This is a genomic window from Streptomyces sp. NPDC059852, from assembly GCF_042731455.1.
Classification (GTDB): Bacteria; Actinomycetota; Actinomycetes; order Streptomycetales; family Streptomycetaceae; genus Streptomyces.
The window spans coordinates 1-25,564 of sequence record NZ_JBHWJK010000027.1 but is presented as its reverse complement, the minus strand read 5'-3'; the positions used below and the strand labels follow the sequence as shown (position 1 = coordinate 25,564).

Below are 25,564 nucleotides of genomic sequence, written 5' to 3'. Positions count from 1 at the left end.
CCTCATGGCGGTCAGCGACTCGGACCTGGTCGAGGCCGATACCGATCCGGGGGCCGTCCGGCGTCACCGCACGCTCTTCAGGGCGGTGAAGCGGCGCCGGAACCCTCCGCTTCGGCGTACGGACATCACGGTCACCGACGAGGCGGCGGTGAAGCGGGCGGTCAAGGCCGCCTCCCTCGGCAACGCCATGGAGTGGTTCGACTTCGGGATCTACAGCTATCTCGCGGTCACGCTCGGCCATGTCTTCTTCCCGTCCGGCAACGACACCGTGCAGCTGCTGTCGTCGTTCGCGACCTTCGCGGTGTCGTTCCTGGTGCGCCCCGTCGGAGGCATGGTCTTCGGCCCGATGGGCGACAAGATCGGACGCAAGAAGGTCCTCGCGCTGACGATGATCCTCATGGCGATCGGCACCTTCGCGATCGGCCTGATCCCGTCGTACGCCACGATCGGCTTCTGGGCGCCGGTGCTGCTGATCTTCTTCCGGCTGGTGCAGGGCTTCTCGACCGGCGGTGAGTACGGCGGCGCGTCGACCTTCATCGCCGAGTACGCGCCCGACAAGCGGCGCGGCTTCTACGGCAGCTTCCTGGAGCTGGGGACGCTCGCCGGGTACGTCGGCGCCGCCGGCCTGGTGACCATCCTGACGTCGGCGCTGGGCAGCGGCGGCATGGAGTCCTGGGGCTGGCGGGTGCCGTTCCTGGTGGCCGGGCCCATCGGGCTGGTCGGCCTCTACCTGCGGCTGAAGCTGGACGAGACGCCCGCCTTCCAGAAGCTGGAGGACGAGTCCATGCACCGCGCCTCCGAGGCCGCCTCCAGTGTGGAGACGACGGCCACCGGAGACCTGAAGAAGATCTTCCGGCAGTACTGGCCGGCGCTGATCCTGTGCATCTGCCTCGTCGGCGCCTACAACATCACCGACTACATGCTCCTGTCGTACATGCCGACGTACCTGTCCGACGAGATGGGCTACTCGGAGACGCACGGTCTGCTGATCCTGATCGCGACCATGGTGGTCCTGATGCTGGTGATCAACCAGGTGGGCAGGCTCAGCGACCGGGTGGGCCGCAAACCGCTGCTCATGGCGGGGATGCTCGGCTTCCTGGTCCTGTCCCTGCCGTCGTTCCTGCTGGTCAGGCAGGGCAGCCTGGTGGCCGTGTCGGCCGGGATGCTGATGCTGGGCCTGTCGCTGGTGTGCCTGCTGGGCACGATGTCGGCGACCCTGCCCGCGCTGTTCCCGACCCAGGTCCGCTACGGCTCCCTGTCCGTCGGCTACAACCTGTCCGCCTCCCTGTTCGGGGGCACCACGCCCCTGGTGATCACCGCCCTGATCTCGGCGACCGGGAGCGACCTGATGCCCGCCTACTACGCCATGGCCGCGGCGCTGGTCGGTGTGATCGCCGTGGCGTTCACGAAGGAGACGGCACGGCAGCCGCTCGCGGGTTCCCCTCCGTCGGTCGCGACGGCACAGGAGGCCGCGGAGATGGTGGAGAGCCAGGCCCCGGCCCCCCGGTTCTGACATCCCCCGGCATGACGACGGCCCGGCACCCGCGTGGACGCGGATGCCGGGCCGTTGCCGTGGGCCGGCGCTCAGCCCTGGCGGGCCTTGAAGCGCGGGTCCTTCTTGTTGATCACGTACGTCACGCCGCGGCGGCGCACCACCTGGGCGCCGGGCCTGGCCTTCAGCGAGCGCAGTGAGTTGCGTACCTTCATCGCGGTCTCCTCTCGGACTCGACGGACCGGTGGGTGCCTCGTCAGCGGGCGGCGGCGCTACGGCCGTAGCGCCGCTCGAAGCGCTCGACGCGTCCGGCGGTGTCCATGACGCGCGAGGTACCGGTGTAGAACGGGTGGCTCGCCGAGGAGGTCTCGACGTCCACCAGCGGGTAGGTGTGCCCGTCCTCCCACTCGATCGTCCGTGCGGAGTCGAGGGTGGAGCGGGTGAGGAAGGCGTGCCCCGACGCGCGGTCACGGAAGACGACGGGACGGGAATCGGGATGGATGCCGGGCCTCATGGGATGTCCTTTCGCCGGGGGCCTGTCGTGATGCGGTGGGACGCGGGCGTCAGCGTTCCTCGCGGAACTCGACGTGCGCGCCGGCGACCGGGTCGTACTTGCGCAGGACCAGCCGGTCGGGGTCGTTGAGACGGTTCTTGCGGGTGACGTACGTGACGCCGGTGCCGGCCGTCGACCTCAGCTTCACGACGGGACGTGCGGTGCTGCGTGCCATGGGGGTGCTTCCTTTCCGTCCGCACACGAGCCGGCTGACTCGAACATGTCAGACAGTGGGTTCAACCACCGAACCTTCCAGTTCATTCCCCGCCCCTCCGATGAGGCCGAGCGGGAGATCCGGGGTCCGTGCGCAGGAACACCGGACGGGGCCGGCCCATTCCCGGCCCGCTCCGGCACCGGCCGTGGAACACACGAGGGCACGGCGCGCGCGGCGCCGTGCCCGTGGTCGTGGCGGTCGAAAGGCCCCGTTCGTCAGGCCGCCAGGGTCTTGTCCTCCTGGGTCGCCGCGGCCTTGCGGTCGGCGCCGAACCGCTGGAGGAGCACGTCCGCCGCCGCCAGCGCCTCGGCGACCGTACGGGTCCCGACCATGACGCAGAGCGTGTACGTGGCGTCCTCGAGGGCGCGACCGCTGTGGGCTGTGGGATGCACGTCGTGCGCGAAACGCACTTCGGCGAAGCGGGCCAGCGCGGCACGCAGTTCCTTCTCGGACGGCAGGATCATGGCAAGTCCCCTCTGTGCGCACGCAGCCCGGACCCGGCGGGGTCACCGCGACGAACAGGCTGAGTGCCGGCACCACACACCGGAGCCCGGCGCCGATCGCACCGAGCTGAACCCCAAGTGCCCCAAGGGGAACGATTTACACCTGTAACACCGTCGAAGTCCCCCGTGTGGAGCAATCGCCCGACGTACGGCCGAACGCGGGCACGCCCGAGCATTCCGGCTGCATGGACCGCCCCCGCCGAGGAACATGAGAAGGCACCGGCGCGTGCGCGCGGGCCCTGGCGCATCCCGCGCAGCCGGCGCCTCACAGGGATGCGGTCCGGGCGGAACGGAGGGGCTGTGGCGAACACGGATGCCGTCCTGTCCCGCCTCATGGCGCGATCCCGGCACGCCACCGCGGCGGACCTCCCCCCACTGGTCGACAGGGCCGGGCAGCAGCTCGGCCTGTCCAGCACCCAGGTGTACCTGGCCGATCTGCAGCAGAACCGGCTGGTCCCCATGCCGCACACCGGGCCCGCGGCGGTCAGCGCCTTCGAGATCGAGGGCTCGATGGCCGGTCTCGCCTACCGGACGCAGCAGACGCAGCGCTCCCTCGACGCGTGCACCGCCTGGGTGCCGATGCTCGACGGCATGGAGCGGGTGGGTGTCCTGCGGGTCAGCGCGCCCCGTCTGCACGACGACCTGCTGGAGGCCTGCGAGGCCCTGGCGGACCTCACGACGCTGCTCGTGGAGTCGAAGTCGGCGCACGACGAACTGCTCATCACACAGACCCGCACCCGCACCATGACGACCCAGGCCGAGCTGCTGTGGGCCTTCGTGCCGCCGCGCACCATCGGCACGCGGCACGTCACGTCCAGCGCGATCCTGGAACCGGCCTACGACGCCGGCGGTGACGCCTTCGACCACAGCATCGGCGACGGGCTGCTGCACCTCGCCCTGCTGGACGCCATGGGGCACGACCTGGCCTCCGGCGGCGCCAGCGCGGTCGCCCTGGGCGCGTGCCGTGCCACCCGCCGCGCCGGGGGGAGCCTGTCCGACATCGCCACGACCATCGACGCGACCCTCAGCGAATGGATCCCCGACCGGCTGCTGACCGCCGTCATCGCCCACCTGGACATCACCACGGGCCAGTTCACCTGGATCAACTGCGGGCATCCGCCGCCGCTGCTGATCCGTGAGAACCATGTCGTGCCGCAGGCCCTGGAGTTCCCCGCGCATCTCCCCCTCGGGCTGGGCCTCGGCCCGGCGGCGGCACCGGCCGAGTACCGCGTCCGGCTCCAGCCCGGCGACCGCGTACTGCTCTACAGCGACGGCGTGACCGAGGCCCGCACGAGCGACGGCTCGCTCTTCGGCGAACAGCGCCTGACCGACACCGTCATCCGGTCCATGGCGTCCGGCAACAACCCCGCGGAGACCCTGCGCCGGCTCATCCGCAACCTGCACGAGAACCACCGGCTGCACGACGACGCCACGATCATGCTGGTCCGCTGGCACCCGGACTGACCCGGCGGGGACGGGCAGCGGTTGCGGTGCCGGGGTTCTGCCGAGATCCGGCAGAACCCCGGCACAGCAACCATCCGTGGTGCTCCCCACAAGCCATGATGCGGGCGGAGAACACCTTCCGCATTGCTGGTTCCCGGCAGAGTTCACTAGGGTCTGCATGCCGACGGCCGTCAACCGGCCGGTAACGGCGCCGGGGACGGAGGGGTGGGGTCGTGGGCGAGCCGGAGACGATGGGACCGTATCTGAAGGGGTACGCGGAGATCCTCGCGGACGTCTCCATCACCGGACGCCGGTTGACCCGGGACGAGATCGAGTCCCGGCGCGCCCTCGGCGAACAGGCCGCCGACCACGGGCACACGCTGCGGACCCTGGTCCGCGCGCACCTCAGGGCGACCCGGGAGGACTGGCCGGCTCCCCCGCGTCACCCCGACAGTGTCCTGGCGGCCGTCGAGCAGGCCGTCGACGCCTTCGCGGAGGGCTACGAACGCGCGCAGCGCCTGGCCGTGCGCCAGGAGGAGGCCGCGCGCCGGGAGTTCATCGACGACCTGCTGTACGGCCGCAGCGATCTGGGGCGGCTCGCCGAGAGGGCGGAGCGGTTCGGGCTGGTGCTGTCCCGCGCGCACGCCGTGGCCGTGGCCGAGGGGCCGGAGGCGTACGACGACACCGACCCCGTGACCCGGCGTGTGGAGAACGCGCTCATCGCGCGCTTCGGCGACCGGCACATCCTGCTCGCCACGAAGAACGGGCAGTTGGTGTGCATCGCGCCCGGCGACGACCGGGACGTGCTGCTGCACTTCGCCAAGCAGGCCCACGCCGCCACCGACGGCAGCCGGGTGGCCATCGGCCGGCCCCGGTCCGGGGCGGGCGGCGTCGTGCACTCCTACGAGGAGGCGCTGAACAGCCTCCAACTCGCCGACCGCCTGGGCCTCGACGACCCCGTGGTGCACGCCGCCGACCTGCTCGTGTATCCGGTGCTGGCCCGCGACCGGCAGGCCATGGCCGATCTGGTGCTCGGCGCGCTGGGACCGTTGCGGAGCGCCCGCGGAGGTGCGGAGCCGCTGCTGCGCACCCTCCAGGTGTACTTCGACTCCGGCTGCACCGCCGCCGAGGCGGCCCGGCGGCTGTCGCTCAGCGTGCGTGCGCTGACCTACCGGCTGGAGCGCATCCACCAGTTGACCGGCGCCAACCCGGCCGACCCCATGCACCGCTACACCCTCCAGACCGCCGTGATCGGGGCGCGCCTGCTGGGCTGGCCCGAACACGAGATCTGACCGGCCCGCGGGTCACTTCCCCCCGGTGAGGGACGCCTCGAGCGCGACGATGTGCCGGGCCTCCGCCTCCTTGCGGACGGCGGCGAAGCGGCGGTCGACGATCCAGATCGGCACGGCCCACAGTCCTCCCCACAGGCTGAAGGAGTCGACCGCTCCGGTCTGCCGCAGCACGGTGTTGGTCAGGATGCAGAGGATGCCGCAGGCGGTCCAGGCTGCCGTGCGGTGCCGGCCGAGGAAGCGAACGGGTGCGTTCCAGGGGCCGGACAGCGCCTCCAGGGCGGCGGCGCGCACGATGGCGTCGCGGTCCACGGTGTTCTCCGCCGGTGCCGGCGTGCCCTGCCGGAGGTCCGCGTCGAGGGTCCTTGCCTGCGCCTCGGTGTCCCGGCCGGCGACCACCGCGGCGGCCGCGCCCATTCTGAGGTCGTCCCAGTAACCGCGGTTCGCCCAGCGTTCGGCGGCGGCGACCTGCTGGGCCTGCGCGGACTCCGGCGCCAGTTCGTCGAGGCGCCGGGCGAGGACACGGGCGCGGGCGGCCCGGCCGGGGTGATCGAACCCGTCGGCGCGCAGGCACAGTTCGGCGTAGCCGGCGAGCAGCCCGAGGTGGTCGGCGTCGAGCGCGAGTCCGGCCCGGAACGCCTCCTCCGCGCGGTCGTCGTGGTCGTCGTCGTCCTCGGCCGCGTGCCCGAGGGCCAGCCAGCAGTACAGGTCGGGGTGCGGGCCGAGTGCGTCCAGGCCCTCCTGGGCGGCGCGCCGCACGGCCGCGTTGCCCCCTGCCGTGAACAACTGCTCGCAGCGCTCCTGGTACGCGTCGACCGTGGCCATCGGGACGTCCCCTCCCCTTCCACCCGCGCGAGGTGGATCTCTCGTGTGCGGGGATCCTCCCAGGTCCACGGCGATTTGACGATCAAGTAATGGTGACGGTCGGGCCCGTGTGGTGGAGTGGGGATCATGACGACGAGTGACGCGATCGTGGTGCCCGGCCTGTACTCCGGTTATCCCGGGGTGGCTTTCGGCGGATACGTCGCCGGAGTGCTCGCGGGTGCGTCCGGGGCGGGGACGGTCCGGGTCGACTTCCGGGGACCGGTGCCGGTCGAGGTGCCCGTCCTGCTGGCCGGCACCGGCGACGGCGGAGCGGAACTGGGCCCGGCGGAGCGCCCGCTGGCCACGGCGCATCCGGCCGAGTTGACGCTCGACGTGCCCGGCGCGCCGTCCTGGGAGGAGGCGTCGGCCGCGGCCGACCGGTTCCGGGCCGAGCCGCCGCAGGCGGTCGTCGACTGCTTCGGCTGCGGACTGCGTACCCCCGACCGGGGTCTGCGCGTGTACTGCTCCCCGGTGCCGGGCCGGGATCTGGTCGCGACGGCCTGGACGCCGTCCGCCGCGTTCGCCGGTCCCGACGGGCTGCTGCCCGACGCCCTGGTGTGGGGCGCCCTGGACTGTCCGGGGCACTGGGCGGGCCGCTTCCTGGGCACCCAGCGGCCGGGCGCGGTCACGGCCTCCTTGACGGGGACGATCCTGCGGCCGGTGACGGCGGGCGAGCCGTATGTGTCGTATGCGTGGCTGCTGTCGGAGAACGGCCGCAAGCACACGATGGGCGTGGCGCTGGCGACGGCCCGAGGCGAGCTGTGCGCGGTGTCGGAGGCCCTGTGGATCGACCCGAGGCCGGCCGCCTGAGCGTCAACGGGGCGCCCCGACGTCGGTCCTGTGCTCTTCCGCCCTGCCCAGTTCGGCCGTGAACTGGGCCCCCGCGAGCAGGGCCAGGTTGGACAGCCACAGCCAGATCAGGGAGACGACGACGCCGGCCAGGGAGCCGTACAGCCGGCTGTAGGTGCTCAGGGCCGAGGTGTAGAGGGTGAAGAGGCCCGAGACGGCGAGCCACAGGGCGGCGGCCAGGGCGCCACCGGGCAGGCTGCGGTGCCGCGTTCGGGCCTGGGCGGGGCCGGTGTGGAAGACGGTGACCACCAGCAGGGCCGCCAGGCACAGCAGCAGCGGCCAGCGCAGCAGGGTCCACGCCCAGGCGGCCATGACGTCGAGTGCGAGGGCCCGGCCCAGGGCCTCGGCGACGGGTCCTGACAGCATCAGCACCAGCGAGCTGAGCAGGAGCAGACCCAGCAGGGCGAAGGCGGTCAGCAGGATGCGGGGGGCGGTGCGCCAGGGCGAGCGCCGGTCGGCCACGCCGTGCATCCGGTGCAGGGCGCGCCGGAAGACGGCGAGGTAACTGCTCGCGGACCACAGCGCGCTCACGGCGCCCGCGCCGAGCAGCGTCCAGGCGGCGGTGCCGCTGCGCAGCGTGCGGTCCAGGGCGTCGTGCAGCTGGCCGCTCGCCTGTCCGGGGGCGTAGGCGGTGACGTGCCGGATGAAGTCCTCGGCGGTGTCGGGGCCGATCAGGCTGAACGCCACGACGGTGGCCAGCAGCGCGGGCATTAGGGCCAGGATGGCGTAGTAGGTGAGGGCGGCCGCGTAGTCGGAGATGTCGTCGTGCCACATCGACACCGGGGTGCGGCGCAGCGCGGGCAGCCAGGCTTCCGGGACGCGGTGTGTGTGCGGTGCGGCGGCGGGGTGCGGGTCGGCGGACATGGCCTCGGGGGTGGTGGGGGCGGAGGGCACCGCGCGGAACGGGGCGGGGAGGGTGCGGGGAGGGCCGGCCGTCCGCACACGGCAGGGCGGCGGCGACTCGCTGTCGGTGCGAGGTCGCCACCGCCCTGCCGTGCCGGCGGGCCGGTCCGTCGTGCGGACCGGCGTGGCTCAGCGATCAGATCCGGCCACCGGTGAGCCGGGTGATCGGGCCGAGCGTGCGCCGTCCGGCGCGCCGCCCGGCCGCGTACGAGGACGCGCCGAGCACCGCGATGCCCGTGCCGACGCCGGCGGCGAGGGCCTTGCGGTTGGCGAGGACCGTCCAGGCCGTCGTCGCCAGGGCGACGGCCTGCCCGGAGGCGGCGACCACGGCCTTGCGTCCGGCCTCGGCCCGCTGGGCCGCGGACCGGGCGACGGCGGAGGTGGCCTTGGCGGTCCGCTCGGCGGTGCCCGCGACGGCTGACGCCGTGTCACCGGCCTTGTCCGCCGCCTTGTCCGCCGCCTTGTCCGCGGCCTTCGACGCCGGCGCGGTCGCCCGCGACGTGGCCTGACGTGCCTTGGCGGCCGTCTTCTTGGCGGTTGCGGATTCCTGGTTGGTGTCGTTGTTGGATGGGCTCATGGACACCGCGTTGCCGCTCCCCGCGGCAGCAAACATGTTCGATCATGAGCATCCGCGGAGAGAGGCGGAGGCCCGCCATGTCGTCGGTCCGCGACGGCTTTGTCACGGTCGGGGCACGCCTCGCCGTCCGCTCTGGCCACAAGACCGCAGCGGCCGAAAATGTGTCTCTGAGCCCAGGACACGGCCGCCGCCGGACGGCCGGGGCTCCGGTACGGCGGCGCGTCGGTCCGCCGGTGCCGACAGGCGGCCTGGGGGGACGCGCATGAGTACATGGGAAGTGCCCGGATACACCGGGTCGCTGGAGCTCGGGTCGGGGGCGAGCGGACGGGTCGTGCTGGCCGTCCACGAGGAGACCGGTGTCCCGGTCGCGGTGAAGTACCTCAGCGAGTCCCTGCGCACGCGGCCGGGTTTCGTGCACGACTTCCGCGCCGAGGCACAGCTGCTGGGCGGTCTGGAGAGCCCGTACGTCACCGGGCTGTACGAGTACGTCGAGAGCCCGCAGGGCGCCGCCATCGTGATGGAGCTGGTGGACGGCGTCTCGCTGCGCAGCCTCCTGAGCCGGGAGGGCCCGCTGACGCCCGAGGCCGCGCTGGTCGTCCTCAAGGGCTCGCTGCTCGGGCTGGCCGACGCGCACGGCGTCGGTGTCGTCCACCGCGACTACAAACCCGAGAACGTGTTGGTGCTGCCGGAGGGGACGTCCAAGCTGGTCGACTTCGGCATCGCCGTGGACGCGGGCACGGACGCCGGGGTGGCGGGCACCCCGTCCTACATGGCGCCCGAGCAGTGGACCGGCGCGCCCGCCTCCCCCGCCGCCGACGTGTACGCGGCCACCGCCACCTTCTTCGAGTGCCTCACCGGCCGCAAGCCGTACGCGGGCGACAACATCGCCGAACTGGCGCTGCGGCACGTCGAGGCACCCGTACCGGCCGAGGAGGCGCCCGAGCCGGTACGCGAGCTGGTGCGCCGCGGGCTCGCCAAGGACCCGGCGCAACGCCCCGCGCGGGCCGCGGAGTTCGTCCGCGAGCTCGAGGCCGTGGCGGGGGCCGCGTACGGGGCGCACTGGGAGGACCGCGGCCGTGACCGGCTCGCGGCGCTGGTGGCCCTGCTGCCCCTGCTGCTGCCCTCCGCCCGGGGCGGCGCCCACGGCACCACGGACGTCGCGCGCACCGTGCTCGGCCCGCCGCCCGGCCCGGGCCCCGTACGGGCGTGGCTGCCCGGCCGCGCCGGGGCGCTGGCGTCGGCCGCCGCCGTGCTGCTCGGGGTGCTCCTGACGCACGGGGTCCCGTTCGTTCCGGACAACGCCGCGCGCGACACGGCCCAGGCCGTCGCCACGACCGGCGCCCGGCCCGGCGCGCCCGCGTCACGGCCCGGCACGCCGAGCCCGTCCGCCTCCTCGTCCGGATCTCCCTCGGCGTCGCCCTCGCCGGACGCGTCGCCCACCCCGACGGCCACCGACGACACCGGCGCACCGCCCACCGACTCCCCTACCGGGACGGGGAGTTCGGGGAGCACGGCCCCCGGGGACACCGGCGGCACCACGGCGCCGACGACCGACGCCCCGCCCACGACCCCCACCGCGCCCGCCGTGAAGGACGTGGCCGTGTCCGGCTTCACGCAGACCGCCCCCACGACCGCCACCGCGACCGTCGTCGTCACCACGGACGGCAGCGGCCCGGTCTCCGTGACCGTCTCCTGGTCCACGGGCAACCTCGCCGGGCTGCCCGGTTCCGCCGACGGCGCGGCCCAGACCTTCACCCGCAGCGGCGCCACCCGGTACACGATCCCGGTCGACCACACCTTCCAGAACCGGGGCTGCTACTGGTTCGTGCAGGCGACGACCGATCCCGCCGCGGCGGGCGGGGCGGCCACCCAGCAGCTCCTGACCCGGCAGTGTGACCTCCGATGAGCGCGCCCGACGACCGGACGGCCGACCTCGGCCCGCGCCGCACGGACCCCGCGGAGGACACCGGCTACAGCGCCACCGTGCTCGGCAGCCACTGGATCCAGCGGCCCGGACCGGACGCCGACGGCACCCTCGTCGCGCCGGCGCCGCGACCCGACCGCGTCGAGGGCACGGTGCTGCGCTTCGGCCCCGGTGTCACCGCCGCCGTCGCCCAGCGCACCCACCGCACGCTGCCCGCCCTGCCACCGGTCCCGGCACCGGCGCCGCGGCGGCTGCGCCGGCACGCCCTGCCCGTGCTGGTGCTGCTGTGCGTCCTCGCGTTCCTGGCCTGGCAGCGGCTCGGGCCGTCCGTCCAGGTGCGCTCGGTCGCGGTCACCGCCCGGCCCGCGGTGCTCCCGTGCGACGGCACCGCGGACGTCGTCGCCCTGGTGGGGACGGACGGCCGGCCGGGCACCCTCACCTACCGGTGGACCCGCAGCGACGGGACGGCTTCCAAGGTGCTGCGCGAGGTGGTGGCCCGCGACCAGCGGCAGGCACGGCTCACGTTGCGCTGGACCTTCGAGGGCCAGGGTCGCCGCACGGCCCGGGCCCAGGTGGAGATCCTGTCGCCCGCCCATCTGACGGCGGACGCGCGGTTCACGTACGACTGCGGGTGAACTCCCCGCGTGGACACGGCAAAGCCGCAGTTGGCGCCGTGCCACGCCGGGGGCGGTGAGCCGCCCGTGCCCCATGTCGGTGTGGCGCGTGCCGTGGTGACGGAGCGACAGAGTGCTGCGCGAGGTCTGGACAGCCGTCCGAGGGGCGTGTTGTCATTCCGCTGTCGCAAGAATTTCCAACGTTGAAAGAGCCGCCCCGACCGCGTCCGTGCCGGTCTTGCGACGCGACCCACCCGTGTGCGTGCGGGCCCACGGCCCGCCGGACGACCGGCACCGGTCCGCGGCCTCCGTGCGAGGAAAGGTTCGATGACAAGACAACACACCCGCCCCCGAGCCAGAGTGTGGGCGCTGCTGGCCGCGGCCGCCCTCGTCGTCCCCCCGAGCGGCCTGGCCGCCACGGCGTCGGCGGCGGAGTCGGCCGGCAGCGCTCAGGCCCCCTCCGCCGAGGCGTCCGACGTCGTGGTGCACGGACTGAAGGGCGAGTACTTCGCCATGTCCGCGCCGGGCGCCCGGGACTTCGCGCAGCTCGGCGGCACACTCCTCGAGCCGCAGATCAACTTCTCGGGCCTGACCAGCACCTTCCAGGAGCTGACCGGCCGGACGGAGCACACCACCGCCCGCTGGACCGGCCAGATCGAGGCGCCGGCGACCGGCGACTACACCTTCTACGCCATCGGCGACAACGGCTTCCGTCTCTTCATCGACGGCGAGCCGGTCATCGACCACTGGGAGCCCGACTGGGACAAGGAGCAGACCAGCGCCAAGATCCGCCTGAACGCCGGGGAGAAGCACGACTTCCGGCTGGAGATGTTCCAGGACCTCGGCGGCGCCAACATGTTCCTGCGCTGGTCCGGCCCCGGCCTGGCCAAGCAGCTCGTGCCGATGTCGGCGTTCACCCCGCCCGAGGGCTTCGAGGTCTACCCGGTGGAGCTGACGGTCGGGGCGGACGGCCGCAAGCTGCGCGCCCGCTTCGAGGGCAAGGTCGGTGACCTGCGCACGGTCAAGGACCACCTGAAGATCGAGGCCGACACGACGGCCATACCCCTGAAGTCGGTGGCGACGGCCCCCGGCGACCGCAACTCCCTGATCGTGACGCTCGCCGAGCCCATCCAGAAGGCCCAGCAGGTGCGGGTCAGCTACGACGGCGAGGGCGGTCTGACCTCGGGCGGCGAAACCGTGCCGAAGGTGATCCGGTACGCCGAGAACACCTCCACGCACCGGCTCACCACCAAGTGGGGCGACAAGGTCGACAAGAAGAACCCGCTGCCGGAGTACCCGCGCCCGCAGCAGGTGCGGTCCAAGTGGAAGAACCTCAACGGCACATGGCAGTTCAGCGGTGCCAAGGCCGGTGAGGAGCCCGCGTTCGGCAAGGACCTGCGCGAGAAGATCGTCGTACCGTACCCGGTGGAGTCGCAGCTCTCCGGGCTGGAGCGGCACGAGGACCACATGTTCTACCGCCGCACGATCACCGTCCCGAAGGACTGGAAGGTCGGCAAGAGCGGCAAGGACAACCGGCTGAAGCTGAACTTCGGCGCCGTCGACTACCAGGCGCGGGTCTACGTGAACGGCACGAAGGTCGCCGAACACACCGGCGGCTACGACGCGTTCAGCGCCGACATCACCGACGCGCTCAAGGGCTCGGGACCCCAGGAGATCGTGGTCGCGGTCACCGACACCGGTGGCGCGAACCAGCCGATGGGCAAGCAGTCCACCAACCCGGGCGGCATCTTCTACACCCAGTCGTCGGGCATCTGGCAGACGGTGTGGATGGAACCGGTCGCGAACGCGTCGATCGATAACGTTGTCTCCACCCCGGACATCGACTCCGGCACCCTCGCGGTGACGGTCGAGTCGGCCAAGGCGTCGGCGGGCGCCCGGGTCGAGGCCGTGGCGCGGGACAAGCGCGGCAAGGTCGTCGGCAAGGTCAGCGGACCGGCGGGCAAGCAGCTGCGGCTGCCGGTGGCGAACCAGCACCTGTGGAGCCCGGACGACCCGTACCTCTACGACCTCGACGTCAAGCTGACCGACGGCAGGTCCACGGACAAGGTGCGCAGCTACTTCGGTATGCGCAAGATCGGCGTGGCGAAGGTCGGCGGCTTCCAGAAGCTGGTGCTGAACGGCAAGCCGGTCTTCTCCCTCGCCACCCTCGACCAGGGCTTCTGGCCCGACGGCCTCTACACGGCCCCCAGCGACGAGGCGCTCGCGTTCGACCTGAAGGCGCACAAGGAGCTCGGCTTCAACGCGGTGCGCAAGCACATCAAGGTGGAGCCGGCGCGCTGGTTCTACCACGCGGACCGGCTGGGTCTGCTGGTCTGGCAGGACTTCGTCTCCGGCGACCTCACCAACGAGACCGGGCGCACCGCCTTCGTCGACCAGGGCCGCGAGATCATGCGCGAGCACCACAACGCGCCGTCCGTGATCGGCTGGATCGTCTTCAACGAGGGCTGGGGCGAGTGGGACCGCACCGAGACCGGCAAGATCACCGAGGCGGTCAAGGAGGCCGACCCGTCCCGTGTCGTCAACGCCCACAGCGGTGTGAACTGCTGCAACTCCAAGGGTGACTCGGGCAAGGGCGACATCATCGACCACCACGACTACAACAACGAGGACCCGCCCTTCCCGGACGCCAAGCGCGCGGCGATGGACGGCGAGCACGGCGGCTTCACGCTGCGCTCCCCCGGGCACATGTGGCCGGGCGCGCCGACCGTGATCTACAGCGGCGTCGACACCAAGGAGGCGCTGACCCGCAAGTACGTGGAGAACACGGAGAAGTTCTACCTGGACCAGGCCGCGGCCGAGCTGTCCGGCTCGATCTACACGCAGATCACCGACCTGGAGAACGAGCTCAACGGCCTCTACACGTACGACCGCCGGGAGATCAAGGTGGACCCGGCGCCGGTCCGCGAGATCAACCGCAAGGTCATCGCCGCCGGCGCCTCGGCGGGCGACCGGCTCCCGCTGAAGGGCGGCGGGTCCTGGTCCCTCGACGAGGGCACCGGGACCACGGCCGAGGACGACGGCCCGAACAAGAAGCCGCTCACGCTCAGCGAGGGCACGGACTGGACGCCGGGCGTCAGCGGCAGCGCGCTGAAGTTCGATGGCAAGGGGCAGTACGCCGAGACGGCCGGGCCGGTGCTCGACACCACGGGCAGCTACACCGTGTCCGCGTGGGTGCGGCTGGACGAGCTGCCGGGCAACTACGCCACCGCGGTCAGCCAGGACACCCGGCGCCAGGCCAGCCCGTTCTACCTCCAGTACGGGCAGGGGGCGTTCGCCTTCAGCACCCCGGGTGAGAACCGCGCCCGGCTGGTGACGACCCCGGAGAAGGGCCGCTGGTACCACCTGGTCGGCGTCCGCGACGGCGCCGACAACACGATCACTCTGTACGTCGACGGGAAGCGGGCGGCGTCCGCCACCGGCGGTGCGGCCTACCCCAGCACCGGTTCCCTCGCGGTCGGCCGGGCCCAGTGGGGCGGCAATGACACCGACTTCTGGAACGGTGCCGTCGACGAGGTCCACGCGTTCGACAAGGCGCTCACCGCCGAGGAGGTGAGCGCGCTCTACACGGACGAGAAGCCGTAGCGGATCGGAGTGCACGGACGGCCCCGGCGGGAGCGTTTCCCGCCGGGGCCGTCCGGCGTCTCAGGGCAGCGAGGTGCGGTGCAGGGCGATGAGCAGGCGCCACACGCGGTGGGCGGTCGCGTCCGGGCCGCCGGGGACGAGGCCGTGCAGCCAGTCGGCGAGGACGCCGGTGAAGGCGGAGGCGACCGCGGAGGCGACGAGGTCCGGCTCGGGCGCGCCGGCGAGGGCGCGTTCGGCGCGGCTGCGGGCGCGCAGGTCCTGGTGGAGCCGCCGGCCCAGGGGTCCTCCGCCGCCGGGGCCGAGCAGCGCCCGGTAGAGCCCGGCGTGGGCGGTGAGTCCGGCGAAGAAGCCGAGAAGCGCGGGCGGTGGCGAGGCGGGGTCGGGGGTGCCGCGCCAGGCGTGCAGGGCCTCCACCGCGTCGCGCACCACGTCCGCGCAGGCGTCGACCGCGAGCGCCTCGAGGTCGGCGTAGTGGACGTAGAAGGTGGCCCGGCCGACACCGGCCCGCCGTGCGAGGGCGGCCACGTTGAGGTCGGCCAGCGGCTGTTCGGCACAGGCGTCCAGCAGGGCGCGGCGCAGTGCGGCGCGGGTGCGGACGGCGCGGGCGTCCCCTTCGGCGCCGGTCACCGGGCGAGGAGGACCGCGGCGAGCGCGAGGGCGCCGGGCAGGGCCTGGGCGAGCAGGATGCGGCGGTTGGCGGTGGCGCCTCCGTACAGGCCGGCGACGACGACGCAGACGAGGAAGAACACCCGCGCCTGGAACCCGGCCGGGTCGTCGGCGATCAGGCCCCAGACCAGGCCGGCGGACAGGAAGCCGTTGTAGAGGCCCTGGTTGGCGGCCAGGGGCGCGCTGGCGCGGGCGAGTTCGGCGTCGAACCCGGAGAGCGTGCGCCCGGGCCGCTTCTGCCAGAGGAACATCTCCAGCACCAGGATGTAGGCGTGCAGTGCCGCCACCAGCGCGACCAGAACGCTCGCCGTCGTCTCCATCGGTGGCCCCACCCCTCGCACGACTTTCCTGGACAGGTGTCCAGCATACATGGACACCTGTCCAGGAAGGGGCGGGCGGTCGGCTACGGCGTCGTCACGGTGCCCAGGGCGCCTCCACGGCCCAGGTCGTGTCCTGGGTGAAGAGGGCCGGGTTGTCCCAGGTGTGGGTGCCGCCCGGAGTGGCCAGCCACAGTTCGGCGTTGTAGTGGCGCAGGTACTGCTCCGGGAAGTTGTAGGCGGACAGCCGTACGCCGCCGTCGGCGCCCCGGACCGGGCAGAAGGTGGCGTCGGCCCGGTACAGGTCGCCGCTGCCGGCCTCCTTGTAGACGCGGTACTCGCGGTGCCGCAGGTACTGACCGGGGTAGTTGCGCGACTCGAAGCTGTAGCAGGTGCCGTCGGCCAGTCCGGGGACGATCCGCCAGGTGGCGTCGTTCTTCAGCAGGGCGGCGCTGCCGGCGTCCACCACCTCGGTGAAGACCGCCCCGTCCTTGTGGCGCATGTACCGGTCGGTGTAGCCGGGCGTGGTGACCCGCAGGGACCGGTACTGGTCCACGGGCAGGGTGAGCGGGGCCGTCGACCCGCGCGAGGCGTCGATCAGGGCCCGGTTGGCGGCCCGCACCCGGGGCTCGTCGACCTTGACCACCTGACGGTCGTAGGTGAGCAGGCCGTTGACCTCGTTCTCGACGTCCGTGATCTCGGTGTAGACCGAGGCGGACAGGCCGCGCGGCATACGGACCTCGCGGATCGCGTCGATCAGCCCCACGAACCGGTTGTTCAGATGGGCGAGGTCGGGCTGGTCCTCGTAGCTGAACCCTCCGCCCGGGTACCACTCGTGGCCGGCGACCTTGAAGCCCAGGCCGCCGAACTCACCGAGGACGGCGGCGCGGGTGGCACTGGGCACGGTGGTGCCGGGGCCCACGTAGACATGGTGGTCGACGACGTCCCCGTTGCCGCCGTCGACGGCTCCGCAGCAGTTGACGCCGCTCATGTTGTCGACGAGGCGGGAGGGGTCGTACGCCTTGACCTTGTCGGCGAGGCGGGCCTGGTCGTACTGGCCCCAGCCCTCGTTCTGGTTGACCCACAGGACGAGCGACGGGGAGCTGCGGTGCTGGTCGATGATCCGGTCGTACTCGGCCTCCCACTGGGTGCGGGCGGCGGCGTCGGGGGTGCGCTCCATGGACGGCATGTCCTGCCAGACCAGGAGTCCCAGGCGGTCCGCCCAGTAGAACCAGCGCTGCGGTTCGACCTTGATGTGCTTGCGGACCATGTTGAAGCCGAGGTCCTTGTGCTTCTGCAGGTCGTGGCGCAGGGCCGCGTCGGTCGGCGCGGTGTAGATGCCGTCCGGCCAGTAGCCCTGGTCGAGCGTGCCGGTCTGGAACACGAATCTGCCGTTCAGCACCGGGCGTTGGTAGCCGCCGACGCTCGCGAGGGAGATGGTGCGCATACCGGTGTAGCTGCCGACGGAGTCGACGGTGGTGCCGCCGGACAGCAGGTCGGCCCTGACGTCGTAGAGGAAGGGGTCCTCCGGGGTCCACAGGTGCGGGTTCGGGACCGGCACGGTGAACTCGGTGCCGACCGGGCCGGTGGCGGTGCCGACCGTGGTGCCGCCGGTGGAGACGGTGACGCGGGCCTGGTGGCCGTTCGTCCCGTTGCCGCGGACGGTGACCTTGAGGCGGTTGTTCGCCGGGTCCGGCACCAGATCGAGACGGCTGACGTACGCGGAGGCCGTGGGTTCCAGCCACACGGTCTGCCAGATGCCGGACGCCGCGGTGTAGAGGATGCCGCCGCCGGGGTGCGGGGCGACGTCCCGGATGCGCTGTTTGCCGATGGCCTGGGTGCCGGTCTCGGTGGGGTCCCAGACGGAGACGACGAGGGTGTTGGTGCCGGCGGTGAGCAGGTCGGTGATGTCGTGGGAGAAGGCGTCGTAGCCGCCGCTGTGGGTGGCACCGGCCTGCCGGCCGTTGACCCAGACGGTCGTACGCCAGTCGCTGGCACCGAAGTTCAGCTGGACGCGGCGGCCGCTCCAGCCGGCGGGGACGGTGAAGGTGCGCCGGTACCAGAGCTTGTCGTTCTGGGTGATCTTGCGCTGTATGCCGGACAGCGCGGACTCGGCGACGAACGGGACCCGGATCTGCTCGGGGAACGTGGCGGGCTGCCCGGCGTTCGCCGAGGTGACCGCGAAGTCCCAGATGCCGTTGAGGTTGGCCCAGTCGGGGCGGGTCAGCTGCGGGCGGGGGTATTCCGGCAGCGGCGTGTCGGTGGGGACCTGGTCGGTCCACGGGGTGGTCATGGGGGACGGCTTGGGGGTCCACGCCTGGGGGGCGGCGGCCGCGGATCCGGTGACCGTCACCGCCGTGCCGGCGGCCAGGGCGAACACCGCGAGCGCGGTGGTCGCCCACCGCGCTCGCCGTCTCAGCCAGGCGAACCTCCGCCGGCCTGCGGGTACTCGACGCATCGTGCCTCCTTGGTCCGTGGGGTGGGAGACGTGCGCGTGCAGTGGACGGCCGGAACCGGGCCGGCCGTCCGGTCCCGGGCCCGGTGGCCGGGCCCGGGACCCGTCACATGAGTTGCCTTCTGCGGCCCAGCCAGGTCTGGGCGATGACGACGACGGCCAGGAAGGCGCCGCTGACCACCTGCTGGTAGGAGGAGTCCAGGGAGCCGATCTGGTTGATGACGTTCTGGATGACCTTCAGCAGCAGCACGCCGACCAGGGACCCGCTGACGTAGCCGAGGCCGCCGGTCAGGAGCGTGCCGCCGATGACCACGGCGGAGATGGCCTCCAGTTCCATGCCGCTGCCGAGGATCGTGACGCCGGAGGCGAGCCAGGCCGCGTTGAGCGCGCCCGCCAGACCGGCGAGGAGCCCGGACAGGGTGTAGACGAGGATCTTCGTGCGGGCCACCGGGGCGCCCATCAGGGCCGCCGCGTCCTCGTTGCCGCCGACCGCGTACACGTGCTGGCCGAACCGGGTGCGGCGCAGCACGACGGCGCCGGCGACGAACAGGGCGAGGGTGATCCAGACCGGGTTGCCGAGGCCGAGGGTGCTGCCCTGCCCGAGCTCGGCGAGGACGGAGCCCTTGCCGATGAGGAAGGTGTCCGCGCCCTCGTCGGTGATGGCCAGCAGCAGACCGCGCGCGCCGAGCATGGCCGCGAGGGTGACGATGAACGGGGCGAGCCGGGACTTCGCGACCAGCAGGCCGTTGACGACACCGATCAGCCCGCACACCAGCAGCGGCAGCAGCAGGGCCACCAGGGTGCCGTGGCGCGACCCCCAGGCGGCGAGGACACCGCCGAGGGCGAACAGCGAGCCCACTGACAGGTCGATGCCGCCGGTGATGATGACGAAGGTCATGCCGAGCGCGACGATCGCCAGGAAGGCGGAACTGGTCGCCATGTTGCTGACGTTGTCGCCGGTGGCGAAGGAGTCGAAGGAGAACGACGCCACCAGGGAGACGATCACCAGCACGGCCAGGGCGCCGTGCTGCTGGATCAGGGCGCTCAGCCGTTCGGAGCGGGCGGAGCCGACCGGCTCGCTCTCCCCCGCCGGTTCGTTGCTCGCGGTGGTCACGGGTACGTCCGCTTTCGTGACGGTCATCGCTTCCCCCGTCCCCGTGCCGCGTACACCGCGGCGACGATCACTATGGCCTGGGCGATCTGGGTCCAGGAGGGCGGCAGATCGTGCTTGATGAGGGTGGCGGTGAGCAGCTGGATGAGGACCGCTCCCGCCACCGTGCCGGCGATGTTGACCCGGCCGCCGGTGAGCGGGGTGCCGCCGACGACGACGGCGGTGATCGCCGACAGTTCCATGAGGTTGCCGAGCGACGTCGGGTCGCTGGCCTGGAGGCGGGCGGTGGCGAGCACACCGGCCACGGCGGCCAGCAGCGCCGACGCGATGTACACGAGGATCAGCACACGGCGCACCGGCAGTCCGGCGAGCTGTGCGGCGGGCCGGCTGTCGCCGATGGCGAGGAGCTGACGGCCGAAGGTGGTGCGGCGCACCACGAAGGCGACCAGCAGGGCCAGCACGGCGGCGATCAGGATGAGGTAGGGGACTCCGGCGATGTCGCCCGAACCGAGGGAGGCCAGCGACGGGTTGCGCAGGTCCTTCAGCTGGGGCAGGAGCACCAGGGCGATGCCCCGCCCGCCGACCATGAGGGCCAGGGTGGCGACGATCGGCTGGACGCCGACGAGGGCGACGAGCGCCCCGTTGGCCAGACCGACCGCGGCGGCGAACAGCGCGACCACGAGCAGCGCGGGCAGCAGCCCGTAGCCGAGGTAGAGCGCGGTGACGGACGCGGCCAGCGCCATCACGGCGCCGACGGACAGGTCGACGCCCTCCGTTCCGATGACCAGGGCCATGCCGAGGGCGACGATGATGACGGGGGCGACCTGGACGGCCTGGGTGCGGAAGTTCTCCGCGGAGAGGAAGTGCGGGGTGATGACGATGTTCACCACGAGCAGGGCGGCGACGCCGGCGTAGACGCCGTAGGTCTGCAGCCACTGCAGCACCCGGGTGCGGTCCAGCGGGGCGGTGCGCAGGGTGGCCTCAGCCATCGCTCGCCACCTCCTTCGCCACCGGCTCCGGGCGGGTGTCCCCGGCGATGGTGCGCATGAGCTTGTCCTCGGTGACGTCGTCGCCGGTGAGTTCGCCGACGACGGCGCCGTCCTTCAGTACGACCACGCGGTCGGACCCTTCGATCAGTTCCTCCAGGTCGGAGGAGATGAGCAGGACGCCCAGGCCGTCGGCGGCCAGTTCGTCCACAAGTTTCTGCACCTCGGCCTTGGCGCCGACGTCGATGCCGCGGGTGGGCTCGTCCAGCAGCAGCACCTTGGGGTTCATGGCGAGCCAGCGGGCGAGCAGCACCTTTTGCTGGTTGCCGCCGGACAGTTCGCCGACCTTCTGGTGCGGGGAGGACGCCTTGATCCGCAGCCGCTTCATGAAGGTGTCGACGACACTGTCGACCTTGGCCTCGGAGACGAGGCCGAAGCGGGACAGGCGGGGCAGGACGGCGAGCGCGATGTTCTCCCGGACGGACAGGCCGGGGACGATGCCCTCGCTCTTGCGGTCCTCGGGCAGCAGGCTGATGCCCGCGCGGATCGCGGCCGGCGCCGAGCCGCCGCGCAGCGGTGTCCCGGCGACCGTGACCCGGCCCGAACGGACGGGCAGCGCGCCGGAGATGGCCTTGGCGGTCTCGGTGCGGCCGGAGCCGAGCAGTCCGCCGAGTCCGACGACCTCGCCGGGTCGGATGCTCAGGGACACGTCGTGCAGCTTGTGCGGCACCGTCAGTCCGGCGGCGTCCAGCACCGGTTCGCTGCCGGCGGCGTGGTGCTCGCCGGTGAACTTGGTGAGGCCCTCCTCGCGGACCTCGCCCAGGTCGCGGCCCAGCATGGTGGAGACCAGGGAGAGCCGGTCGAGGTCGGCCAGGCTGCCGTGGTGCACGCGCTTGCCGTCGCGGAGCACGGTGACCGTGCTGCACACGGCGTACAGCTCGTCGAGGCGGTGGCTGACGTAGACGACGGCGATGCCCGCGTCCCGCAGCCGCCGGATCACCGTGAACAGGGTCTCCACCTCGCGGGGTTCGAGCGAGGAGGTCGGCTCGTCCATGATGACGACGCGGGCGTCGGTGGCCACGGCGCGGGCCAGGGCCACCATCTGCTGGGCGCCGACGCCGAGGGTGCGCAGCGGCCGGCGGACGTCGACGTGGACGCCGTAGCCGCCGAGGATCTCCTCGGCCTCCCGGTTCATCCGGGCGACGTCCAGGACGCCGAAGCGGTTGCGGGGTTCGCGGCCCAGGAAGAGGTTGCGGGCGACGCTGAGCAGCGGGATGAGGTTGACCTCTTGGTAGATGGTCGAGATGCCCGCCTTCTGCGCGTCCAGCGGGGTCGCGAAGGAGACCTTGTCGCCCTGGAAGGTGATCTCGCCGGCGTCCGGGCGGTACACGCCGGTGAGGAGCTTGATGAGGGTCGATTTGCCGGCGCCGTTCTCGCCGATCAGGGCGTGGACCTCGCCTGCGTGCAGGGTGAGGTCCACGTCGTCCAGGGCCCGGACGCCGGGGAAGGTCTTGCTCAGTCCGCGGACGGCGAGGACTTCGGCGGGGGGTGCCACCTGTGCCTCCAGGAAGTGAAGGGTGCGGAACGTGGTGAAGGGGAGGCGGGGGGGCACGGTCGCCCGTGCCCCCGGGGTGGATCAGTACGCCTTGGCGATGTCCGTCTTGGCGTTGTCCGCGGTGTAGGCGCTGTCCTGGATGATGATGTCCTGCGGGACGTCCTTGCCCTGGGTGAAGGTGTCCAGGGTCTGGAAGGCCAGCGGGCCGAAGCGCGGGTTGGACTCGATGACGCCGCTGATCCAGCCGTCCACGATGCCCTGGACGGCGTTGCGGGTGCCGTCGACGGTCACGATCTTGACGTCGCCGGCCTTCTTGCCGGCGCCCTTGAGCGCGGCGACCGCGCCGAGGCCCATCTCGTCGTTCTCGGCGTAGATGCCCTTGATGCCGGGCTTGGACTGGATGAGCTGCTCGGTGACCTGCTGGCCCTTCTCGCGGGCGAAGTCACCGGTCTGCTCGAACACCACCTTGAGGCCGGGGGCCTTGGCGGCGATCTGGTCCTTGAAGCCCTTGGTGCGCTCGGTGGTGACGTTGTTCCCGGCGGAGCCGAGGAGGATGGCGACCTCGCCCTTGCCGCCGGTCGCCTCGATCATCTGGTCGGCGGCGCGCTTGCCCTGCTCGACGAAGTCGGAGGCGATGAAGGAGACGTAGTCCTTGCAGGCGGTGGCGTTGATCTTGCGGTCGATCGTGACGATCGGGACCTTCTTGGCGGCGGCGGCCTGGAGCACCGGGTCCCAGCCGTCGGAGTTGAGCGGGGCGATGACGAGCAGGTCGGCGCCCTTGGCGAGCAGGTCCTGGACGTCGCTGATCTGCTTGGAGAACTGCGACTGTGCGTTGGCCGTCAGCAGCTTGACGCCCCGCTTCTTCGCCTCGTCCTTGATGGACTGGGTCTCGGCGATGCGGAACGGGTTGGCCTCCTTCTCCGACTGGGAGAAGCCGATGGTCGCGTTCTTCAGGTCGATCTTCTTCGCGCCGTAGGCGTCGATGGCGCAGGACTTGCTGCCCGGCTTCGGCGTGACGACCTTCTGTTCGGCGCCCGCGGCGGCCGGGGACTTCGTGTCCTTCGACGCGTCGTCCTCCGACTTCGCGCAGGCGCCGGCGGTCAGGACCACCGCGGCGGCCAGGGCCATGACCCCGGGGCGGGCGAAGAGGCGTGGACGGTGAGTGGTGCGCTGCATGGTGACCCCGATCCGGGCGACGCTGAAAGGGAACTGGGGAGTCGACGCAGGTGAAGAAACGGTGCCTCTCCCCCGGCGGGCAACGTTGTCCAGCCCGCCGCAAGAGGTTTTTACATCGTTGGAAGGACGCTGTAAACCCCTTGTGCAGAGAGCTGTGCGCCGAGGGCCGGGAAAGCGCGCGACGGAGGGGCGGGTACGACGGCCGCAGGGCGACCGGACACGGGCACTCGAGGGCCGCGGGGCGCCTTGCGCGGACATGCCGAACGCCCCCGACGGCCGGTCGGCCAGGGGGTGTCCGGTACCGGGACGTGCCGGGCGGGCGCCGCCACCGGGGCGTCGTGAGCCGGCCCGCACCCGCGCGGGAAGCGGCGGGGAAGCCGCAGGGAAGCGACAGCAAGGGGGCACGGGCGCACCCGGCCGTCAGCTCTCGGCGCCGTCCTCCCGGGCCGCGCGTCCGAGCGTGCTCTCCCGGGCGACCAGACGGTAGTCCGCCCAGACACGCCGGGGCTCGGGCGCCTCACCGCCCAGGCGCGCCAGGACCGACTCGACGGCGAGCCTCCCGATGGCCTCCTTGTCCGGGGACACGGAGGTCAGGGTCACCGCGCCGAAGCGCCCCTCGACCACGTCGTCGAAGCCGACGACCGCCGTGTCCTCGGGCACGCGCAGCCCGCGCTCGTACAGCACGCGCATCGCGCCGATCGCCATAAGGTCGTTGTAGGCGAAGATCGCGTCGGGCCGGCGGCCCGCGTCGAGGATGCGGGTCATCGCCGCCGCCCCGTCCGCGTGACCCCACCCCTCGGTCGCGGCCACCAGCCCGTCGTCTGCGGGGAGTCCGGCGGCGGTGAGCTCCTCGCGCCAGCCGCGCACCCGCAGCTGGGCGGTCTCGCTGCGGCCCCGCCGGGCCCCGATGAAGGCGATCTCCCGGCGTCCGAGGTCGAGGAGGTGCCGGACGGCGGCCCGGGCGGCGGCCACGTTGTCGATGGCGATGTGGTCGTACGGCAGGTCGTAGTCGCGCTCCCCGAGGAGCACCAGCGGGACGTTCTCCGCGCGGTCGCGCAGGTCCTCCTGCTCCAGCTCGATGGGGCTGAGGATCAGGCCGTCGATGACGCGGGCCCGGAACCCCTGACTGACCAGCACCTCCTGTTCGCGGTGTCCGCCGGTGTGGTCGAGGAGCACGATGTAGTCGTGGGCGGCGGCCGCGTCGATGACGGCGGCGGCCAGTTCGGCGAAGTAGGGGTTGCCGAGTTCGGGCAGGGCGAGGGCGATGATGCCCGTGCGCCCCTTGCGCAGATGACGGGCGGCCAGATTGGGCCGGTACCCCAGCGCGTCGATGGACCGCTGCACGCGTTCGCGCATGGCGGGGGTGACGTGCTGGTAGTTGTTCACCACGTTGGAGACGGTCTTGATGGACACTCCTGCGTGGGCGGCGACGTCCTTGAGGCTGACCCGCACGGCATTCCTTTCAGAGCGGCCCGACTCGGGTGGTCGGTGCGGGTACGGTGTCGTCACCGTGCTCCTGGCGCCGAGTCCCTGCTGGATGTTTACAACGTTATACAGGCACGTTATACAGGCGACGTCCGCGCACTGACAAGGAGTTGTACGGGCCGACGGCGCGATGATGTCACGCCCGGCGCACACGGGACCGAGGGGGCGCGTCCGGGGCGGGCAAGCGCTTGCCGACACACGGGGTCACACACGGGCGCTCGGGACGCCGGGACGGTTCAGCGGGTGGGCCGGCGGCCGCTGCGCCGGATACGCAGGCCGACGTAGAGCAAGGCGACGACCGCCAGGAGCACGCCGATGAGCAGCAGATAGAACAGGCCCTTGGCGAGCACCCCGATGAACCCGAGCACGACGGCCACGAGGAGCAGGAACAGGAACAGTGCCATGGCGGCCTCCCCAGGGTGGTGCCGTCAGCGGCGGGCCAGCCGCCGTTCACCGGCGGCCCCCGGCTGGTAGCTCAACTCGTAGTGGGCGAAGACGGCCTTCTCGTCCTCGGCGGGCAGGACACCGTCCATGTCGATCGACGGGGCGTCCTTGACCAGGCTCTTCGGGTACGCGACCTTCAGGTACCCCGGACCGACCGTCGCCCCCACCAGGGGGACGAACACCAGACGGTGCCGGGTCGGCATGCCGACCGTGACGGTGGCGAAGTGGGGGGCGTCGGTCACCGTGTCCACGTACACCGACTCCAGCTTGCCGATCCTGCGCGCCTCCGCGTCGACCACGTCGTGGCCGCGCCACTCCCGGATGTCACCGGCCTCGAACATCGGGATCCTCCGCTCGTCGTTCCTTCCGTTCGGATACCCCGTCCGGGGCTCTCTTCACGGTGACACCGGGAGGACGGTGGGGCACCTTCGCCGCCGGGCGGCCGGGGGGCCGCGGCCCCCCCCGCCCCGCCCCCCCACACCCTCTCGGAGACCCACAAGAAGTACGCGCCCACCCACGACCCGACGAACCCGCGCACGGG

The 25,564-nt window shown here is 72.2% G+C and carries 24 protein-coding genes; 7 read left to right on the top strand and 17 right to left on the bottom strand.

What is annotated here, in order from left to right; all coding sequences use genetic code 11:
- The first annotated feature begins 4 nt into the window (after positions 1 to 4).
- On the top strand, positions 5 to 1,513 hold the full coding sequence (proP, locus tag ACFV46_RS27745; RefSeq protein WP_376726146.1) for a glycine betaine/L-proline transporter ProP: 1,509 nt from the start codon (positions 5 to 7) through the stop codon (positions 1,511 to 1,513).
- 71 nt (positions 1,514 to 1,584) lie between these two features.
- On the opposite strand, the gene ykgO is transcribed toward proP, so the two are convergent.
- From ykgO to ACFV46_RS27725, 4 genes are all read right to left on the bottom strand, one after another.
- Positions 1,585 to 1,707, bottom strand: coding sequence for a type B 50S ribosomal protein L36 (ykgO, locus tag ACFV46_RS27740; RefSeq protein WP_114533933.1), 123 nt, complete (start codon positions 1,705 to 1,707; stop codon positions 1,585 to 1,587).
- Between the two features lie 41 nt (positions 1,708 to 1,748).
- Entirely contained in the window at positions 1,749 to 2,006 is a 258-nt protein-coding gene (locus tag ACFV46_RS27735) for a type B 50S ribosomal protein L31 (RefSeq protein WP_376726145.1), read from the bottom strand.
- Positions 2,007 to 2,055: 49 nt separating this feature from the next.
- Complete coding sequence (rpmG, locus tag ACFV46_RS27730; protein WP_062672420.1) at positions 2,056 to 2,220, bottom strand: 50S ribosomal protein L33; 165 nt, start codon at positions 2,218 to 2,220, stop codon at positions 2,056 to 2,058.
- A gap of 254 nt (positions 2,221 to 2,474) precedes the next feature.
- A complete protein-coding gene (locus ACFV46_RS27725) occupies positions 2,475 to 2,723 on the bottom strand; it encodes a DUF5133 domain-containing protein (RefSeq protein ID WP_361936987.1) in 249 nt (82 codons plus the stop codon).
- 339 nt (positions 2,724 to 3,062) lie between these two features.
- Between ACFV46_RS27725 and ACFV46_RS27720 the strand changes: the two genes are divergently transcribed.
- Together ACFV46_RS27720 and ACFV46_RS27715 are read left to right on the top strand one after the other, a co-directional pair.
- Positions 3,063 to 4,226: a PP2C family protein-serine/threonine phosphatase gene (locus ACFV46_RS27720; RefSeq protein WP_361936985.1), complete on the top strand. Its 1,164-nt coding sequence runs from the start codon at positions 3,063 to 3,065 to the stop codon at positions 4,224 to 4,226.
- 230 nt (positions 4,227 to 4,456) lie between these two features.
- Positions 4,457 to 5,497, top strand: coding sequence for a PucR family transcriptional regulator (locus ACFV46_RS27715; RefSeq protein ID WP_385500285.1), 1,041 nt, complete (start codon positions 4,457 to 4,459; stop codon positions 5,495 to 5,497).
- Between the two features lie 12 nt (positions 5,498 to 5,509).
- Here ACFV46_RS27715 and ACFV46_RS27710 read toward each other — a convergent pair whose 3' ends face one another.
- Positions 5,510 to 6,319, bottom strand: a complete 810-nt coding sequence (locus tag ACFV46_RS27710; RefSeq protein ID WP_385500209.1) for a hypothetical protein — start codon at positions 6,317 to 6,319, stop codon at positions 5,510 to 5,512.
- A 126-nt stretch (positions 6,320 to 6,445) separates the two neighbouring features.
- Between ACFV46_RS27710 and ACFV46_RS27705 the strand changes: the two genes are divergently transcribed.
- The gene (locus tag ACFV46_RS27705) at positions 6,446 to 7,168 is read left to right on the top strand and encodes a hypothetical protein (RefSeq protein ID WP_385500208.1); all 723 of its coding nucleotides are present in this window, start codon (positions 6,446 to 6,448) and stop codon (positions 7,166 to 7,168) included.
- Positions 7,169 to 7,171: 3 nt separating this feature from the next.
- Here ACFV46_RS27705 and ACFV46_RS27700 read toward each other — a convergent pair whose 3' ends face one another.
- Complete coding sequence (locus ACFV46_RS27700; RefSeq protein WP_385500284.1) at positions 7,172 to 8,071, bottom strand: YihY/virulence factor BrkB family protein; 900 nt, start codon at positions 8,069 to 8,071, stop codon at positions 7,172 to 7,174.
- 175 nt (positions 8,072 to 8,246) lie between these two features.
- Complete coding sequence (locus ACFV46_RS27695; protein WP_385500206.1) at positions 8,247 to 8,687, bottom strand: hypothetical protein; 441 nt, start codon at positions 8,685 to 8,687, stop codon at positions 8,247 to 8,249.
- Positions 8,688 to 8,949: 262 nt separating this feature from the next.
- Here ACFV46_RS27695 and ACFV46_RS27690 point away from each other — a divergent pair, with 262 nt between their 5' ends.
- The 3 genes from ACFV46_RS27690 to ACFV46_RS27680 all read left to right on the top strand — a co-directional run bounded on the left by ACFV46_RS27690 (position 8,950) and on the right by ACFV46_RS27680 (position 14,828).
- On the top strand, positions 8,950 to 10,593 hold the full coding sequence (locus tag ACFV46_RS27690) for a serine/threonine-protein kinase (RefSeq protein ID WP_385500205.1): 1,644 nt from the start codon (positions 8,950 to 8,952) through the stop codon (positions 10,591 to 10,593).
- Positions 10,590 to 11,246: a hypothetical protein gene (locus ACFV46_RS27685; protein WP_385500204.1), complete on the top strand. Its 657-nt coding sequence runs from the start codon at positions 10,590 to 10,592 to the stop codon at positions 11,244 to 11,246. Before ACFV46_RS27690 ends, ACFV46_RS27685 begins: the two co-directional genes overlap by 4 nt.
- Positions 11,247 to 11,552: 306 nt before the next feature.
- Complete coding sequence (locus ACFV46_RS27680) at positions 11,553 to 14,828, top strand: LamG-like jellyroll fold domain-containing protein (protein WP_385500203.1); 3,276 nt, start codon at positions 11,553 to 11,555, stop codon at positions 14,826 to 14,828.
- Positions 14,829 to 14,888: 60 nt separating this feature from the next.
- Here the strand turns inward: ACFV46_RS27680 and ACFV46_RS27675 are convergent, their stop codons facing one another.
- The 10 genes from ACFV46_RS27675 to ACFV46_RS27630 all read right to left on the bottom strand — a co-directional run bounded on the left by ACFV46_RS27675 (position 14,889) and on the right by ACFV46_RS27630 (position 25,364).
- Complete coding sequence (locus ACFV46_RS27675; protein WP_385500202.1) at positions 14,889 to 15,455, bottom strand: TetR/AcrR family transcriptional regulator; 567 nt, start codon at positions 15,453 to 15,455, stop codon at positions 14,889 to 14,891.
- Positions 15,452 to 15,814 carry a DUF1304 domain-containing protein gene (locus ACFV46_RS27670; protein WP_385500201.1) on the bottom strand — a complete coding sequence of 121 codons (363 nt, stop codon included), beginning with the start codon at positions 15,812 to 15,814 and terminating at the stop codon, positions 15,452 to 15,454. Before ACFV46_RS27670 ends, ACFV46_RS27675 begins: the two co-directional genes overlap by 4 nt.
- A gap of 94 nt (positions 15,815 to 15,908) precedes the next feature.
- The gene (locus ACFV46_RS27665) at positions 15,909 to 18,269 is read right to left on the bottom strand and encodes an AbfB domain-containing protein (protein ID WP_385500199.1); all 2,361 of its coding nucleotides are present in this window, start codon (positions 18,267 to 18,269) and stop codon (positions 15,909 to 15,911) included.
- A 103-nt stretch (positions 18,270 to 18,372) separates the two neighbouring features.
- Positions 18,373 to 19,407, bottom strand: coding sequence for an ABC transporter permease (locus tag ACFV46_RS27660; protein WP_385500198.1), 1,035 nt, complete (start codon positions 19,405 to 19,407; stop codon positions 18,373 to 18,375).
- Positions 19,404 to 20,366 (bottom strand): ABC transporter permease, encoded by a 963-nt coding sequence (locus ACFV46_RS27655; protein WP_283288942.1) that lies wholly within the window; start codon positions 20,364 to 20,366, stop codon positions 19,404 to 19,406. Before ACFV46_RS27655 ends, ACFV46_RS27660 begins: the two co-directional genes overlap by 4 nt.
- A complete protein-coding gene (locus ACFV46_RS27650) occupies positions 20,359 to 21,918 on the bottom strand; it encodes a sugar ABC transporter ATP-binding protein (protein WP_361936333.1) in 1,560 nt (519 codons plus the stop codon). Before ACFV46_RS27650 ends, ACFV46_RS27655 begins: the two co-directional genes overlap by 8 nt.
- An 81-nt stretch (positions 21,919 to 21,999) precedes the next feature.
- Positions 22,000 to 23,094: an ABC transporter substrate-binding protein gene (locus tag ACFV46_RS27645; protein ID WP_361936334.1), complete on the bottom strand. Its 1,095-nt coding sequence runs from the start codon at positions 23,092 to 23,094 to the stop codon at positions 22,000 to 22,002.
- A 420-nt stretch (positions 23,095 to 23,514) separates the two neighbouring features.
- On the bottom strand, positions 23,515 to 24,546 hold the full coding sequence (locus ACFV46_RS27640) for a LacI family DNA-binding transcriptional regulator (RefSeq protein ID WP_361936337.1): 1,032 nt from the start codon (positions 24,544 to 24,546) through the stop codon (positions 23,515 to 23,517).
- Between the two features lie 269 nt (positions 24,547 to 24,815).
- Positions 24,816 to 24,983, bottom strand: a complete 168-nt coding sequence (locus ACFV46_RS27635; protein ID WP_376726132.1) for a hypothetical protein — start codon at positions 24,981 to 24,983, stop codon at positions 24,816 to 24,818.
- A gap of 24 nt (positions 24,984 to 25,007) precedes the next feature.
- Positions 25,008 to 25,364: a PRC-barrel domain-containing protein gene (locus tag ACFV46_RS27630; protein ID WP_361936340.1), complete on the bottom strand. Its 357-nt coding sequence runs from the start codon at positions 25,362 to 25,364 to the stop codon at positions 25,008 to 25,010.
- Positions 25,365 to 25,564 lie beyond the last annotated feature (200 nt).